This window comes from Paenibacillus spiritus (genome assembly GCF_008710135.1).
GTDB classification, from domain to species: Bacteria; Bacillota; Bacilli; order Paenibacillales; family Paenibacillaceae; genus Paenibacillus_AQ; species Paenibacillus_AQ glufosinatiresistens.
Genome location: NZ_VYKK01000013.1, coordinates 1 through 14,417 on the forward strand (window position 1 = coordinate 1; position 14,417 = coordinate 14,417).

A 14,417-nucleotide genomic window follows, 5' to 3' on the forward strand; every position below is an offset into this window, starting at 1 on the left:
GGGCTGTCTCTCAGGTCATTTTATGACCCTTTTGAGACAGCCCCTTGTAGGTATGCCGCTATAGGAAGCGGCAGGGCGAATCAGCCCAGATAAGCATTCAGCATCCATACATGCTTCTCGACGTTCGTCCGAATGCCGATCAGCAGATCTCCGGTCGGCTGGTCGCCGGACTCTTCCGCAAGTGCAATCAGCGTCTTCGCTTCTTCGGCAATCTGAGAGAAGTCCTTGATGAGCTGGGATACCATAGCGGCGGCATCTTCGCTTCCCTTGGCTTCTTCCAGGGTCGACAGTTCCAGATATTCCTTCATCGTCGAGGCCGGACGGCCACCGATGGCCAACAGGCGCTCCGCCAGCTCGTCCACATAGCCTGCGGCTTCGTTGTAGTATTCCTCGAATTTCTCATGCAGGGTGAAGAAGTGGCTGCCTTTGACAAACCAGTGATAGTGATGCAGCTTGACGCCCAGCAGGCTCCAATTCGCGGTCTGGCGGTTCAACCCGGCGTGCAGTTCGGTCTGGCTCTTCAGTTCGGTACTCATTATAATTTCCTCCCAACTATTTAATTTAGACTTATTCTAAATATATATTTAATTTAGCATACTTCCGCCGCATTTACAATGCCGCGAATGAATTTCGCATAGTTTATCATGCCCGTTAAGCTCCAGGCTATTAGGTCGGTCACAATTTCTTAAGATTCTCGTTCTCTTCCCCCAGCGTCTGAACCGAGCCAAGCGGCGACGCTTGAAGCGGAAGCTGTCCGCCGGCCGCCGAACGCCCTTTCTCGGCGCGGAACAAAGCCCGCATTTCTTCCCGCTTCGATTTGGGACTCAGCACATAGAGAACATCGCCAGGCTCGATCACCGTTCCTCCTAGCGGAGTGACAATCCGGTCACCGCGGATAATCGCCGTGAACAGGATATCCTCCGGCAGCTCCATCTCGGCAATCTGCAGGCCGGCAATCGGCATATGGGGCTGAATGACGACATGGTTGAATTCGGAGCTTGTTCGGCCCAGGGCGACCAGTTCCATCAGCGAAGGCGCTTCTCCCTCCTTGCCGACCAGCTTGAGCCGGAAGGCCAGCGCGGAAATCGTCGTACCCTGAATGACCGCGGAGGTCAGCACGACGAAGAAGACGACATTGAAGAACATCCGCCCATGGGGAAGATTCGCCATCAGCGGATAGGTTGCCAGTACGATCGGCACCGCGCCCCGAAGTCCCGACCAGGCAATCAGCGTCTTCTCCCTGACATTGAATTTGGCGAACAGGAGACTCAGGAAGACGCCGGCGGGCCGGGCCACCACCATCAGGATCAGCGACAGCAGCAGGCCCTGCCAGGCGATATCGGCCAGATCCTGGGGGAATACGAGCAGCCCGAGGAGCATGAACATGGCGATCTGCATCATCCAGGCAAAGCCGTGGTTGAAGTTCATAATGGTCCGGTGATAGACCACTTCCGAGTTGCCGAGCACCAGCCCGGCTACATAGACCGCCAGCAGGCCGCTGCTGTGAAACATCGCCGCCAGTCCATAGGTCAGCACGGCCGCGCCGACCGCAAGCACCGGATACAGACCGGTGGAATCCAGGTTGATCCGGTTGATCAGCCAGACGGCTCCTTTGCCCACGACCAGACCGGTAACCAGGCCCATGCCCATCTCCCAGATGAACAGCAGGATCAGCATCCAGATTGCAGTATCGGGGTGCTGAATCCATTCAATGAGCGTCACGGTCAGGAAGACCGCCATCGGATCATTGCTGCCTGACTCCGCTTCCAGCGTGGAGGTCAGCCGTTTGTCGATATTCTTGCCGCCCAGCACGGCGAAGACGGCCGCCGCATCGGTCGAGCCGACAATGGCGCCGAACAGCAGACTATCGGCCCAAGGAACATCCAGAACAAGCCGGGCAAAAAAACCGACGATGACGGTCGATACGATCACGCCTACGGTGGCCAGCGAGAGCGCCGGGCGGATGATCGGGCGAATCTCCCGGAAGCTGGTCTGCATGCCGCCTTCAAACAGGATAATGACAAGCGCAAAAATCCCCGCAAGCTGGGTCAGCTTGATGTTGTCGTAATAAACGAATTGGTTCAATACCATCCCGGCCGCGATGAAGAGCACCAGCGAAGGCATGCCGAAACGCGAGGAGAATTTGGTGGAGAATACGCCAATCAGCAGGAGAACGGCCAAGAGAAGAATCATGGTGTCGGAAAAATGCGTCATGTGCATCAATCACGCCTTTCCATTTGGACTGGTTTTGTTATGTTCGTTATTACCCATGTTATACTGGGTTGTGCCAAGAAATTTTACTCATTGGGAGGCTACACGCAGATGCAATACCGGCTTATTCGCCCAGAAGAGCTGCCGCAGGCGGCCGCGCTCGCCGACTCCGTATTCCGCAAGGAGGGCGACCGCTCGATGGGCGAACTCTTCCCCTCTATATTCCGTCCGGGTCTTGTCCACTCTTACGCAGCCTGGGACGAGGACGGCACGCTGGCCGCCTTCATGGGCTTGGTCCCTTCCACGGTCCAGGCCGGCCCTGTCGCGCTCCGCGCCTTCTCGATCGGCTCGGTCTGCACGGCGCCCGCCTACCGCAACCGGGGGCTTGCCGGAACGCTTCTGGCGCTCTGCCAGAAGCACGCCCGCCGGGCAGGGGCGGCGCTGATCTTTGTCTCCGGCGAACGTTCGCTCTATGAGCGCGCCGGATGTGTGCCGTTTGGCCGCGCCGCCCGCGTGCGGCTGCATCCGGAGGCGGCTGCGTCCCTTGCGGCGGCCGCCGAGGACGAAGACCGGCTGCTGCGGCCGATGCAGCCGGAGGATCTGCACGCCGTCTGCGAACTGCTGACGGCGCGGGAGGCGGGGTTCGCCGCCTCGGCGGGCGAACTGGCGGCGGAGCTTGGGGCCGGAGCCCTGGCGGGTGCGATGGGTCTGACCCCGCGCACCCTGGTGGCCGTCCGCGAGGGCCGCGTGGAGGGCTTCCTCGCCGCCGCGCTGCCGGCGGCGGTTCCGGGCGCGCCGGCTGACCCGGCGCGCGGCGATGCCGCCCCTTCGGACGGGGCGGCTGTGGAGTGGGCGGGCCGCCCCGAAGCGGTGGCGGCCCTGCTGGCGAAGGCCGCGCTGTGCAGCGGCGCGGCGTTGGAAGTGCCGGTGCCGTGGCACGAGCACCGGCTGCTTGCGCTGCTCCGCGAAGCGGGCGCAGCGGCCGCCTTCGGCGGCAACGCCGGCACGGTCTGCGCAGCCAGCCGTGCCGAGCTGCTCCGCCAGGCCGTGCCGGCGGAGGCGGACCGCGCCGCAGTGGAGGCGGCGGCGCCCGGTGACCGCGAGCTGCTGTCGGTGCTGTTTGACCCGGACAGCCCCCTGCGGGCAGCTGCGGACGGACTGCCGCCCGCGCTCCCGCTGCCTTACCTGTACGGCCTGCATTTTGTATAGCGGCCGGCCCCGGCCGCAGCAGCGTCTCCTTCGACAACAAAGCCGTCCCTCGGCATCGGGACGGCTTGTTTTTTGGGATAAGAAATTCAGGGTTGGAAGACCGGGCGGATAGAATGCGCGGCCCGTCCCGTCCTTGGCCTATTCTCTGGAATAGACCTGCAGTTCATAGATGGACCAGTAGTTGCCGCCCGAGCCGGTCTGGCGGATGCGGATATATCGGCCGCGGGTCTCCCCAAGCGGATACAGGCTCTGTCCCTTCCGGCCCAGGCCGGACTGGATCGTCCTCCAGCTTGAACCGTCGTCGGAGACCGAGATTTCATAGCGTCGCGGGTAATCGTAGGGGGCTGGCGAGAGACTCATCTCCAGCGCTTCGAAGCTGTGCACAGCGCCGAGATCAATCTCGTATCTCTCGTCGGGCTTCTGGTTGACGCCGGTATCCCAGCGGGTCTGGCTGTCGCCGTCAATCGCTTTGCCGGGATACCCGTTCTCGCCGTTGACGTTCGCGCTCACCTTCCATTCCGAGCGGTCCAGAGGAACCAGTCCGGTAGCGGTAATCTGCACGGTCTTGGACATCTGCTCCGAACCGGTCCGCCGGACCGCGTACGTGTACAGCGTTCCTTCCCGAACCGAACGGTCGGTGTAGGACGTAGCCGTCACTCCTTTGGCAATCGCCTTGAAGGCCGTGCTGGAGCCGTCGGCCCGGAGCACTTCGTAGGAAATGCCCGGCACCTCCTTCCAGTTCAGCCGTATGGCCGACCCTCTGACGGCTTCCGCCGTCAGCCCGGCGGGAGCCGTATCCTTCACCCGGGCAGAGGGCTCCAGGATATATTGCACCGCCTCTCCCGGAGCCAGCTTTTCCCGGAAGGTGATCGACGGGGAAGCCTTGAGGCTGCCGACATACCGGCGGGCCGTCTCATAGGTGTCGCCGCTGCCGAAGCGTTCGCCTTCATAGACAACCGCTTCCGGCATTGTGACCGCGACCTCCACCGTCTGCTCCGTGGATTCAAAATTCACCAGGTTGACCAGCACCTTGTCGGACGTCGCGCCGCTGACCGGAAGCGGGTCCAGCTTCGAGGTATCCACGGCCCGGACATACACTTTCTTGTCGGCCAGCTCATCCCGGTTGGCAAGGACATAGGTCAGAGGCGCGCCGTGTGTGGCATAGGCCAGCGTAAGCCGGCGCATGATGCTGACCCGGGATTCTTCGCCTTTCTTGGTGTAGTAAATTCGGGTCTTCGCAGGGTCATGATCGTTCAGATTGAAATTGTACTCGAACAGACTGAAGTTCTTAAAGAAGGCGGCATGCTGGACGAACATATCGGCATAGCCGATATGAGCCCGCATAATCCGGTCAAAGACGGCCGAAGTCTTCTGATCGGCCCCGTACTGCCAGGCATCGACATGGCTGTCGGAGGTGCCGAACTCGGTGGTCAGCATTTGTTTGGGCAGTCCGTCTGCCGATCCCCCGAACGTCTTCAGGTTCTCGGTGAAGCTGCCGCCATCCCTGGACACATAGGATTCTCCGTAGGAATGGCCGTTCGTCAGATCGGTAACCTCCTCCAGTTCCATTCGCTGCTTCGGATCGCGCTCCCAGCCGTCCGGATCGCCGCATTGCTTGGCGCTGCCGCGCTGGTTGCCGCAGGATTTGGCGCTGTAGCCCGGCCAGTACGCCCACCCCGGAGCCACGCTCTTCATCTCCGGCGAGATAGTCTTGCCTTGCTTGTTCAGCCACTGGGCAATGGCCAGATCGACCGCTTGCGAACGGTTGAACAGGCCCGGTTCGTTGTCCACCTCGAAATACTGGAAGTAGGAACCGTATTTCTTGAAATAATCGGACAGCTTCCCCGCGGCCTCATCCGAGAGGCTGCCGTCCTTCTTCAGCTTGATGTCGGCCGTGTAGAGATACAGCACAACCGACTGCATGTTGTAATCCTTGAGAACCTTGTAATATTCCTCCATCTTGGAGCAAGCGTTCCCGACATCGCTGGCGCAGCTGGCCCGCATGACGTTGCCGCTGTAAGCCAGACCCAGCCATTTCAGAATATAGGGCAGGTGATCCACGGCGCCTTGATCGTAATAGAACTGCTTGTTCGCCACCATCGTTCCCGTCTCGATATAGCTTCCGTGGATCGGCTCGCTGATCGGCGCATTCAGGGCGCTGAGCGACAGGTCATCCCAGGTCCACCACAGATAAGCGTCTTCCTCCGAAGAACAATAGAGACAGCGCTCGGTGCGAAGCTTCAATTCATTGCTTCCGGCCCGAAGCTGCTCCTTCGGTATGTAGAGCTCATACGTCTTGACAAAATTATAGTCGATGCCCGTTCCGGCCACGCCGGCGATCTGAATGATCCCCGACAGCTGCCGGTTCGAGAAGACGCTCATCTGCGGAACGGATTTGTACGCATCCAGGATGCTCACCCGGAACAGCACGCCATGCTCCGGCACCCGGTTCAGGTTGTATTGAATCTTCAATTCGGGACGCTTCTTGCCGTCCAGACCCGAAGGTACCCGGCTAAGCGTATCCGCCGTCAGCGCCTCTCTGCCAACCGCAAGCTCCGCCGCTCCAGCGGCGGGCTTGGCGAATTCGGCAGCGGAGCCGTTATGGGTCCCCAGCTTCCAGATCGTCGTTCCCTTCGGGATATCCGCCCGGGTTACGCTCGGAGCAGACAGCTTGCTCATATCGACTGTCGTCCTCCCTTTCTCGTCCTTGGGCCCTCCCAGAAAGGAAAGGGTCATCAGAACCAAGAGCCCCAACCCTGCAAGCTTGGCAATCAGAAGGAAGTAGCGGTTCATGTTTCGGCTGGTTCTCATTTCGTCGCCCTCGCTTTCTGCCGGTTATTGGTCTCGAACGAAACGGTTCTTCTCACCGGGGAACGAACGAGATGGTAGAGGGCGCTGCGCTCTCTTTCTGGCCCGCGCTCTTCCAGGTCAGGGAGAAACTTGCATTGCCTCTGTTCTCAAAATACTCGACGGTCAGATTGTATTTCTGCCCCGGCTTGAGGTAGATGGTTCCCTTCCGGCTCTTGCTGCTCTGTTTGATCCAAGCGTCAATGACGGTCGTCCCGCCGATCTTCACCCGGCTTCCGTCATCCGAAGACGCCTTGATCTCGTAGAGGCCGCCCTTCGCCGAAACGATCGTCCCGCTCCAGCGGATGGAGAACAGATCCTTGGAGACCCCCGCCGCCGGGGAACCGGTGTGCCAGTTGTGCTCCAGCTTCTGCTCCTTGCGCGTCAGCACGGGCTTCCCGGAGAGTGTCGCATTGTTGAAGTATTCGGCAGTCAGCCCCTTCTCCGCCACCGCCGGCGCCCCATTGCGGATCAGTTCGGTTGCCGACTTCACATCCTCGCGCGACAGCGTGAACGGATTGCTCATGAACTTCCGGATGGCCTGTGAACTGTTGTTCTCGGTCAGCATCTTGCCCCATGTCATCATGTAGACCCAGCGGCTCTGCGTCTTTGCCAGCATGCCCGGATCCGGCAGCTCGCCGTTCTCGCCGATGGCGATCGGTTTGTCTCCCGCGAGTTCCAGAAGACTGTCATAGTAATATTGACGGAAATCGTTGTTATAGATATCTGCGGCCAGGATATCGACCTTATCCGCTCCCGGATAATAATCTTTATACGCCCCCGAAGACTCGTTCGGGGCGTTCGGATTCCAGACCCACAGCAGATTGTTCAGACCATGCGTTACGGTGAAACGTTCATACATGAGGTCCCAGAGCTTGGAGAATTGCTCTTTCTGACCCCACCAGAACCAGCCGCCGTTCATTTCGTGGTATGGACGCCATAAGACCGGAACGCCTTCATCGCGAAGTTCTTCCAAGTATCCGGCGACATCGTCAAGCTCTGCGATCAGGTTCTTGTATTCCGCGGTTCCCGGCGTGATATAAGCATTGAACTTATCCGGGTCGAGCGTCATATGTACATTCGTCCACTCCGGCGAGGTGCCGGGCAGATTCTGGTGAAAGGTCATGACGACAATGCCGCCGCTCTTATACCAATTCTCGGCACTCTCCACGACAGCCTGCCGCTGCTTGCGGATCGTGGCGGTGGACTGGTTGCCGATCGCACCCAGCTCATAGCCGTGAATGACCGCCGATTCACCGGTGTACATACGCAGCTTGCGGTTGAACTCATCGGGACTCTCCAGATAATCATGCTGGCCGGACAGAATGCCCTTGCCTCCAAGGTTCACCAGATAGTCGTAGAGCCGCTTCGCTTCCGGCGAAATATTCGCATTGACCGGAGACGGAGAAGGCGCCGCGGGAACGGCAGACTTACTGGTCACCTCATTGCGGCCCAGCAGCACCAGCAGCAGAATAGCGGGCAACAGCGCAGTGAATAACCGATATTTCCGACTCGTTCTCAAATCCCATCTTCCTCTCAGGTGCATATAGCTCAGTAGCCCTGCCGGTGAGAGCAGGGCATACCTGGCGGTTAAGATTTCATGCGGTCGATTGCAGGAGGATGAAATTCGACGCCCGAGAGTCCAAGAGAGGACAATCGCTTACGGCAGGAACAGCGCGCCTGCCGGAACCACTTCTTTCTTCTGGCTTGCGCTGCTCCACATCAGCGTCGCTTTGGCATCCCCCTGATTCTCATAGTATTCCACTTTCAAGTCGTACATCCGTCCTGCTTCCAGCGTAATGGTGCCATTGCGTTCCGTTCCGCTCTGTTTGACCCAGCTGTCGATTACGGCCACGCCGTTCACAAAGACGCGGATGCCGTCATCGGACCAAGTGGAGAACGTATAGGTTTCACCGTACTTCGGCTTGATCTTCCCTGTCCATCGAACGGAGAAGAAGTCCGCCGGTACGGCCGCATCCGGAGATTTCAGGCGCCAGTTGTAATCCAGAACGCTCTCCTGTCTGGACATTACAGGCGCGCCGGAAAGATTCATGTTGTTGAAATACTCGCCGAGAAGTCCGTTAACCTCCGCCGCTTCCTTCCCGTCCGCTACCGTTAATTCCCCCGCAGAGGCCGGTTTTGAAACAACTGTCACCGGTTGTTCGATTATCGAAGCCGCGAGAGCAGGGAGGGCGGCAGGAGCAGGAGCCGCCGACTGTGCCGGCGCAGGCGTACTTGTCGGCGCAGGTGTGCTTACCGGTGCAGGCGTACTTGTCGGCACAGGTGTGCTTACCGGCGCAGGCGTGCTTGTCGGCACAGGCGTGCTTGCCGGTGCAGGCGTGCTTGCCGGCGCAGGCGTGCTTGCCGGTGACGATGCCGCCGGCGCGGCCAGAGAGGCAGGAGCGGCGGTCTGTACGGTAAAGAATGCGCCGGACGGAACGCTCTGCTTCGCCTGCTTGGCGCTCTGCCACATCAGGCGGAGTTTCGCATCGCCCGTATTGTCATAGTATTCCACTGTAAGATCATACAGCCGTCCCGCTTGAAGCGCGATCGTGCCGGAACGTTCCGTTCCGCTCTGGTTGTACCAGCTGTCGATTACCGTCTTGCCGTCGATACAGACTCGGATACCGTCGTCCGAGGCAGTGTAGAAGGTATACGTCTCGGAGTAGTTCGGCTTGATCTTACCCGTCCACCGGGCCGAGAAGTAATCGGACGGAACGCTGCCGCTCGCCGGGGACAGCTTGCCCCAGTTCATATCGATCTTGTCTTCGCTGCGAACCAGCACCGGCGATCCGGACAAGGTCATATTGGCATAGTACTGGGCTTGAAGACCATTGACCGTCACCGGATTCGCAATGCTCTCCGGAGCCGGTACAGCTGTCGGTGTAGCCGACGGCTTCGGGGTCGCGGTCGGTGCGGGCGCGGCAAGTGCAGGCGTTGCTGCCGGTGTCGGCGTGACTGTTGGTGTCGGCATTGCTGCCGGTGTCGGCGTGGCTGCCGGTTTTGCAGCCAGCGCGGCCTCGGCCACATTTATATATTCGTCCCGCGTCAGCGTATAGCTGTGATTCATAAAGTTCTTGATCGTTGACGCAGTGTTTTTTTCGTTCAGCAATTTGCCCCAGTTCATCATGAATACATATTTGTTCTGGGAGGCGGACAGTACGGACGGATCGGGCATTTCCCCGTTCTCGCCAATGGCAACCGGCTTGCCGTTCGCCAGGCTGACCAGACTGTTGTAGTAGCTCTGCTTGAAATCATTGTCGTAAATATCAAGGGCCAGAATATCGACCTTGTCCGCGCCCGGATAGGTCTTCTCGATCGGATCGGACCAGGCGTTCGGTGCGTTCGGGCTCCAGACCCACAGCAGATTGTTCAGGCCGTGGTAATTAACGAAACGGTCATACATGATATTCCACAGGGCGGCAAAGTTGCTCTTCTGTCCCCACCAGAACCAGCCTCCGTTCATCTCATGATACGGACGCCACAGGACAGGAACGCCGGCATCGCGGAGGCTCTTCAGCGATACGGCTGCTGTGTCCAGGTCGGCGATCAGGCTGTTGTACTGACTCGTGCCTGGCGTTACATATTTATTGAATTCGGTCTGGCTGATCGACTTCTGGACATTGCCCCAGTCATTGCTGGTGCCCGGAAGCTTCTCGTGAAAGGTCATGGCGACAATGCCGCCCTTCTTATACGTCTGTGTCGCGCTCCAGACGATGTTCTTGCGCTGGGCCGCCGCCGCGGCTTCGCTCTGGCCGGAAATGGCGCCGAGCTCATAGCCGTGCAGCGCGGCGAACTGGCCGCTGCTGCTCTGCAGCTTGTTCAGGTATTCATCGGGGCTCTCGAAATAATCGTGCTGGCCGCTCAGAATTCCTTTGCCGGAGATGGCGTTCAGGTAGCTGAGCAGTTTCACTGCGGCGGGGGATGCAGCGGAGTTGACCGGGTCCTGCGACGATGCGGCCCAGGCTCTTCCCGGGCTTGCCGGCGAGACCGGCAGCATGGACAGCAGCAGGACGATCGACAGCAGGGCAACGGACAGACGACGAGTACGGTAAGACTTCATTTCACTCTTCCTTTCGGTAACCAGGCTGTCTTCTTATAGAGAAGACCCTTGGCTTTGCGTCCCTACCTCGCGATAGGTTTGCCTTTTCGTTGTGGAAGGAGAATCCCTTCTTACCGTACTTATCGACAATCTTTTCGACCGCTTGAACCCTTCACGAACATACCAAGCCAAAATTGAATCTTAAGCCCTGTTTGAACGTTCTCCAAATCGGTTAAATTAGTTAGTTTGGTCTAAGAGATGAACTGTTGGAGTTCAATGTCTTCCCAGTCCAGCGTAATCCGGATATTGTCTTCTTCGACAAGCTCCGAGCCTCTCTGCACCTCGATCAGCTCGACGTCGGTCAGAGCCAGAATGCTGTGCTTGGTCCCCTCCGGGATGCGGACGACATCGCCTGCGCGGACCGTATGCATCCGCTCGTTGAGAATCACGCTCGCTTCTCCGCTGACAATCGTCCAGATCTCGCTCCGTTTGCGGTGCAGCTGGTAGCTGATGTTCTTGCCTTCCCCGATAAAAATCCGCTTCGTCAGCACTTCGCTGCCTTCGTCGTATTTGACATAATCAATGACGCGGTAGTGTCCCCAGCGCCGCTCTTCGTACATGGGACGCTGCTCGCTGCCCTTCAGCACTTCCTTGATTCGCGGACTCTCGGACTTGGAAGTGACCAGAATACCATCGGGGCTTGCCGCTACAATCAGGTCCTTGGCGCCGATCACGGTGATCGGGATATCCAGTTCATTGATGAGGCAGCTGGATGCGGAATCCTCCGTCAGCAGGCCCCGGCCAAGCTGATTGCTCGCCATCTCCTCAGTCAGCGTATTCCAGGTGCCGAGATCCTTCCAGAAGCCGTCGTACGGGCGAACCACGATATTCTCTTCCTTCTCGACCACTTCGTAATCGAAGCTGATGGACGGCAGCAGCTTATACTGCTTCTGCATCTCCTCGTAGTTGAGCGGAAGGCCCTTGCTCTGGAGGATATCCAGCAGATACCCGAGTTTAAAAGCAAAGACGCCGCAGTTCCACAGCGCGCCCTGCCCGATCAGCTCTTCGGCCTGCGCGCGTTCCGGCTTCTCCTGGAAGTGGCTAACTCTCCGGTAGGCGTCGTCGGCCGCGCCCTCGGATACGGGGATAATGTAGCCGTATTTCTCGGAGGCGAGCTCCGGAACAACCCCCATCAGCGCCAGGTTGGCTCCGCTGGTGTCCATCGTCTGCTGGAGACTTGCCACCGTCTCGAAGAAGGAAGCCTCGACGTAAGGGTCCACGGGAAGAATCGCCACGGTCTCATCCGGCATCACGCCGGCCACCGAGTACAGATAAGAAGCGGTCAATGCGATGGCAGGGAAGGTATCCCGGCGCTCCGGTTCGACTATGATCGGCACCTCCGGCCCGAGCTGGCTCTGAATCATCTCCACCTGCCCGCGCCCCGTCGCCAGGAAGGAATGCTCTGCGAGTCCCGTCTCGGCAAGCTGGCGCCAGACGCGCTGCACCATCGATTCGGGCTCGCCCTGCGGACTGCGCAGCACCTTAAGGAATTGTTTGGACCTGGAGTCGTTGGACAGGGGCCACAGCCGTTTTCCCGAACCGCCAGACAAAAGTACCAGTTTCATAAGTGAACCCTCCCCTTGGAATATGTGAATGCGGATAAATTACAGCGCGGTTGCCATCGGCGAGTAGCCGCTAAGACCGCCGAGCGACGGACGGCCGACGGAATGATACTCCAGGCCGGTGCCTTCGATCTGCGCTTTGGTATACAGGTTGCGGCCGTCGATCAGGATCGGGCGGCGCATGGTGGAGGCCATCTTGGCCAGGTCAATATCCTTGAAGACACTCCAGTCGGTCAGCAGCGTTACGGCATCGCTGCCCTCCGCCGCTTCTTCCGGAAGGGTGCACCAGCGGATCTGCGGGTGGTCATACTGCTTGCGGAAGTTGTCCGCGGCGATCGGGTCGAACACCTTGACGATGGCGCCTTCCTTGACCAGCGCTTCGACAATCTCGCGGGCCGGCGATTCGCGCACGTCGTCGGTGTTCGGCTTGAAGGCCAGCCCCCAGACGCCGACCATGGCGCCCGCCAGGGAGCCGATGGATTCGTGCAGCTTGTCAAGGATCATGAACCGCTGGTCCGTATTGACCTCGACGACCGATTTCAGCAGCTTGAATTCATAATCCACGTTGCCGGCGATCTGTATGAGCGCCTTCGTGTCCTTCGGGAAGCAGGAACCGCCGTAGCCGATGCCCGCCTGGAGGAAGGAAGAGCCGATGCGCTTGTCGAGCCCCATGCCCTCGGCGACTTCGGTTACATCGGCGCCGACCTTCTCGCAAATATTCGCGATCTCGTTGATGAATGAGATCTTCGTCGCGAGGAAGGCGTTCGACGCGTACTTAATCATCTCCGCGCTGCGGATGTCGGTAACGACGATCTTGTCCGTGAAGCCTTGGTGCAATTCGCGCATCACCGGCTCCACTTTCGGATTGTCGATGCCGATGATAATACGGTCAGGATGGAGCGTGTCGCGGATCGCGGAGCCTTCCCGCAGGAATTCCGGCGCGGAGACGATATCGAACGGATGCGGCGTATTGGCGGCGATGATCTGCCGGATCTTCTCGTTCGTGCCGACCGGCACGGTCGATTTGGTCATAATGATTTTGTAGCCGTCCATGGCCTGCCCGACTTCCGCCGCGGCGTTCTCGATGTATTCCAGATTCGCTTCCCCGCTCGGCAGGGAAGGCGTTCCGACTGCCAGAATGACGATATCGGAACGGCGAACCGACTCTCCGAGATCGGAAGAGAAGGCCAGGCGCCCTTCGCGGAGATTCATTTCGATCAAGGCCTCGATGCCCGGCTCATAGATGGGGGACTCCATCTGATTGAGCTTGGCGATCTTCTCCTCGTCCTTATCGACACACACCACATGATTGCCATTGAGCGTAAAGCATACGCCGGACACGAGTCCTACATAACCGGTACCGATCACCGTCAGCTTCATACCCTCATCCTCCTTTTAGAAAGTTCACATAAGCCTGCTCGACGTACTGCTTGAACCGGACCCGGAAGGCCCCTTCGTCGAATTTGCGGGCATGATTGATGATTCCACCGATATCCCACGGATACCGCTCCACCTCTTGAATGGCCTCGAGCAGATCCTCCACTTCCTGGCGCTTGAAGAATACGCCGTTGACATGGGGAACAATGGTGTCCAGCGCCCCTCCCGCCTGGTAGGCGATTACCGGACGTCCGGCTGCGTTCGCTTCCAGCGGCGTAATGCCGAAATCCTCTTCGCCCGGGAAAATAAAGGCGCGGCACTGGGCCATCAGCCCGGTTACCTGCTCATCCTCCAGCCGGCCCAGGAAGGAGACATTGCCTTTGGCCATGCCTTCCAGTCGCTTACGGTCCGGCCCGTCTCCGACGATGTACAGCTTCAGCCCGTTGCGGTTGAATGCTTCTACCGCAAGGTCGATCCGCTTGTAGGACACCAGCCGCGAGACGATCAGATAGTAGTCTCCGATGGACGAAGAGCTGCTGAACCGCGAGGTGTTGATCGGCGGGAAGATGACATCGGCGTCGCGGTGATAGTAATTGCGGATCCGGGTCTTGACGACCGAGGAGTTCGCGACGAACTGGTTGACGTTCTTGGAGGTCCGCTGATCCCACATTTTGAGCTGCTGCATGTAGAGCTTCAGCACTCTTTTGAACAATCCGGAATTGGACTGGCGCTCCATGTACGTGTCATAGTCCCAGGCAAAGCGCATCGGAGTATGACAGTAGCAGAGATGGAAGGTGTGCTTGGGCACCTGAATGCTCTTCATGAAGGCGCTGCTGGAGCTCAGAACGATATCGAATCCGCTGAAGTCCAGGTCCTTGATGGCCATCGGGTACAGCGGCAGCACATTCTTGAAATTGCTCTTCACGCCCGGAATCTTCTGCAGCCAGGAGGCCCGGATATCCGCGTCCTTCAGGTTCTCGGTGAGGCGGCTTCCGTTGAAGACGGTCGTATAGATCGGAGCCTCCGGGTACATGTGATGGAAGACCTCCACCACCCGTTCCGCTCCGCCCATCTGGATTAAATAGTCATGCGCGATCGCTATTTTCATG

General features: G+C 59.0%; 9 protein-coding genes and 1 riboswitch. Of the genes, 1 reads left to right on the top strand and 8 read right to left on the bottom strand.

The annotated features are described in order from the left end of the window. Positions 1 to 80 precede the first annotated feature (80 nt). Both F4V43_RS10100 and F4V43_RS10105 read right to left on the bottom strand, forming a co-directional pair. Positions 81 to 536, bottom strand: a complete 456-nt coding sequence (locus tag F4V43_RS10100) for a Dps family protein (RefSeq protein ID WP_150458128.1) — start codon at positions 534 to 536, stop codon at positions 81 to 83. 139 nt (positions 537 to 675) lie between these two features. Continuing rightward, positions 676 to 2,220, bottom strand: coding sequence for a potassium/proton antiporter (locus F4V43_RS10105; RefSeq protein WP_408638343.1), 1,545 nt, complete (start codon positions 2,218 to 2,220; stop codon positions 676 to 678). Positions 2,221 to 2,322: 102 nt separating this feature from the next. On the opposite strand from F4V43_RS10105, the gene F4V43_RS10110 reads away from it, so the two are divergent. After that, positions 2,323 to 3,420 carry a GNAT family N-acetyltransferase gene (locus tag F4V43_RS10110; RefSeq protein ID WP_191089551.1) on the top strand — a complete coding sequence of 366 codons (1,098 nt, stop codon included), beginning with the start codon at positions 2,323 to 2,325 and terminating at the stop codon, positions 3,418 to 3,420. A 138-nt stretch (positions 3,421 to 3,558) separates the two neighbouring features. Here the strand turns inward: F4V43_RS10110 and F4V43_RS10115 are convergent, their stop codons facing one another. From F4V43_RS10115 to F4V43_RS10140, 6 genes are all read right to left on the bottom strand, one after another. Next, the gene (locus F4V43_RS10115; protein WP_223879852.1) at positions 3,559 to 6,099 is read right to left on the bottom strand and encodes a discoidin domain-containing protein; all 2,541 of its coding nucleotides are present in this window, start codon (positions 6,097 to 6,099) and stop codon (positions 3,559 to 3,561) included. Positions 6,100 to 6,283: 184 nt separating this feature from the next. Next, complete coding sequence (locus F4V43_RS10120; RefSeq protein ID WP_223879847.1) at positions 6,284 to 7,789, bottom strand: glycosyl hydrolase; 1,506 nt, start codon at positions 7,787 to 7,789, stop codon at positions 6,284 to 6,286. A gap of 138 nt (positions 7,790 to 7,927) precedes the next feature. Beyond that, positions 7,928 to 10,330, bottom strand: coding sequence for a glycosyl hydrolase (locus F4V43_RS10125; RefSeq protein WP_150458132.1), 2,403 nt, complete (start codon positions 10,328 to 10,330; stop codon positions 7,928 to 7,930). A 12-nt stretch (positions 10,331 to 10,342) separates the two neighbouring features. Then, positions 10,343 to 10,423, bottom strand: a riboswitch (cyclic di-GMP riboswitch). Positions 10,424 to 10,560: 137 nt separating this feature from the next. Next, a complete protein-coding gene (locus F4V43_RS10130) occupies positions 10,561 to 11,934 on the bottom strand; it encodes a sugar phosphate nucleotidyltransferase (protein ID WP_150458133.1) in 1,374 nt (457 codons plus the stop codon). Positions 11,935 to 11,973: 39 nt separating this feature from the next. Continuing rightward, the gene (locus F4V43_RS10135) at positions 11,974 to 13,311 is read right to left on the bottom strand and encodes a UDP-glucose dehydrogenase family protein (RefSeq protein WP_150458134.1); all 1,338 of its coding nucleotides are present in this window, start codon (positions 13,309 to 13,311) and stop codon (positions 11,974 to 11,976) included. A gap of 4 nt (positions 13,312 to 13,315) precedes the next feature. Beyond that, positions 13,316 to 14,416: a glycosyltransferase gene (locus F4V43_RS10140; RefSeq protein WP_150458135.1), complete on the bottom strand. Its 1,101-nt coding sequence runs from the start codon at positions 14,414 to 14,416 to the stop codon at positions 13,316 to 13,318. Between the last annotated feature and the right edge of the window lies 1 nt (position 14,417).

Coding starts and splice junctions, on each gene's coding strand:
- F4V43_RS10135 (WP_150458134.1), bottom strand. CDS start 13,311: ATGAAGCTGACGGTGATCGGTACCGGTTATGTAGGACTCGTGTCCGGC.
- F4V43_RS10115 (WP_223879852.1), bottom strand. CDS start 6,099: ATGAGCAAGCTGTCTGCTCCGAGCGTAACCCGGGCGGATATCCCGAAG.
- F4V43_RS10130 (WP_150458133.1), bottom strand. CDS start 11,934: ATGAAACTGGTACTTTTGTCTGGCGGTTCGGGAAAACGGCTGTGGCCC.
- F4V43_RS10125 (WP_150458132.1), bottom strand. CDS start 10,330: ATGAAGTCTTACCGTACTCGTCGTCTGTCCGTTGCCCTGCTGTCGATC.
- F4V43_RS10140 (WP_150458135.1), bottom strand. CDS start 14,416: ATGAAAATAGCGATCGCGCATGACTATTTAATCCAGATGGGCGGAGCG.
- F4V43_RS10100 (WP_150458128.1), bottom strand. CDS start 536: ATGAGTACCGAACTGAAGAGCCAGACCGAACTGCACGCCGGGTTGAAC.
- F4V43_RS10110 (WP_191089551.1), top strand. CDS start 2,323: ATGCAATACCGGCTTATTCGCCCAGAAGAGCTGCCGCAGGCGGCCGCG.
- F4V43_RS10105 (WP_408638343.1), bottom strand. CDS start 2,220: ATGCACATGACGCATTTTTCCGACACCATGATTCTTCTCTTGGCCGTT.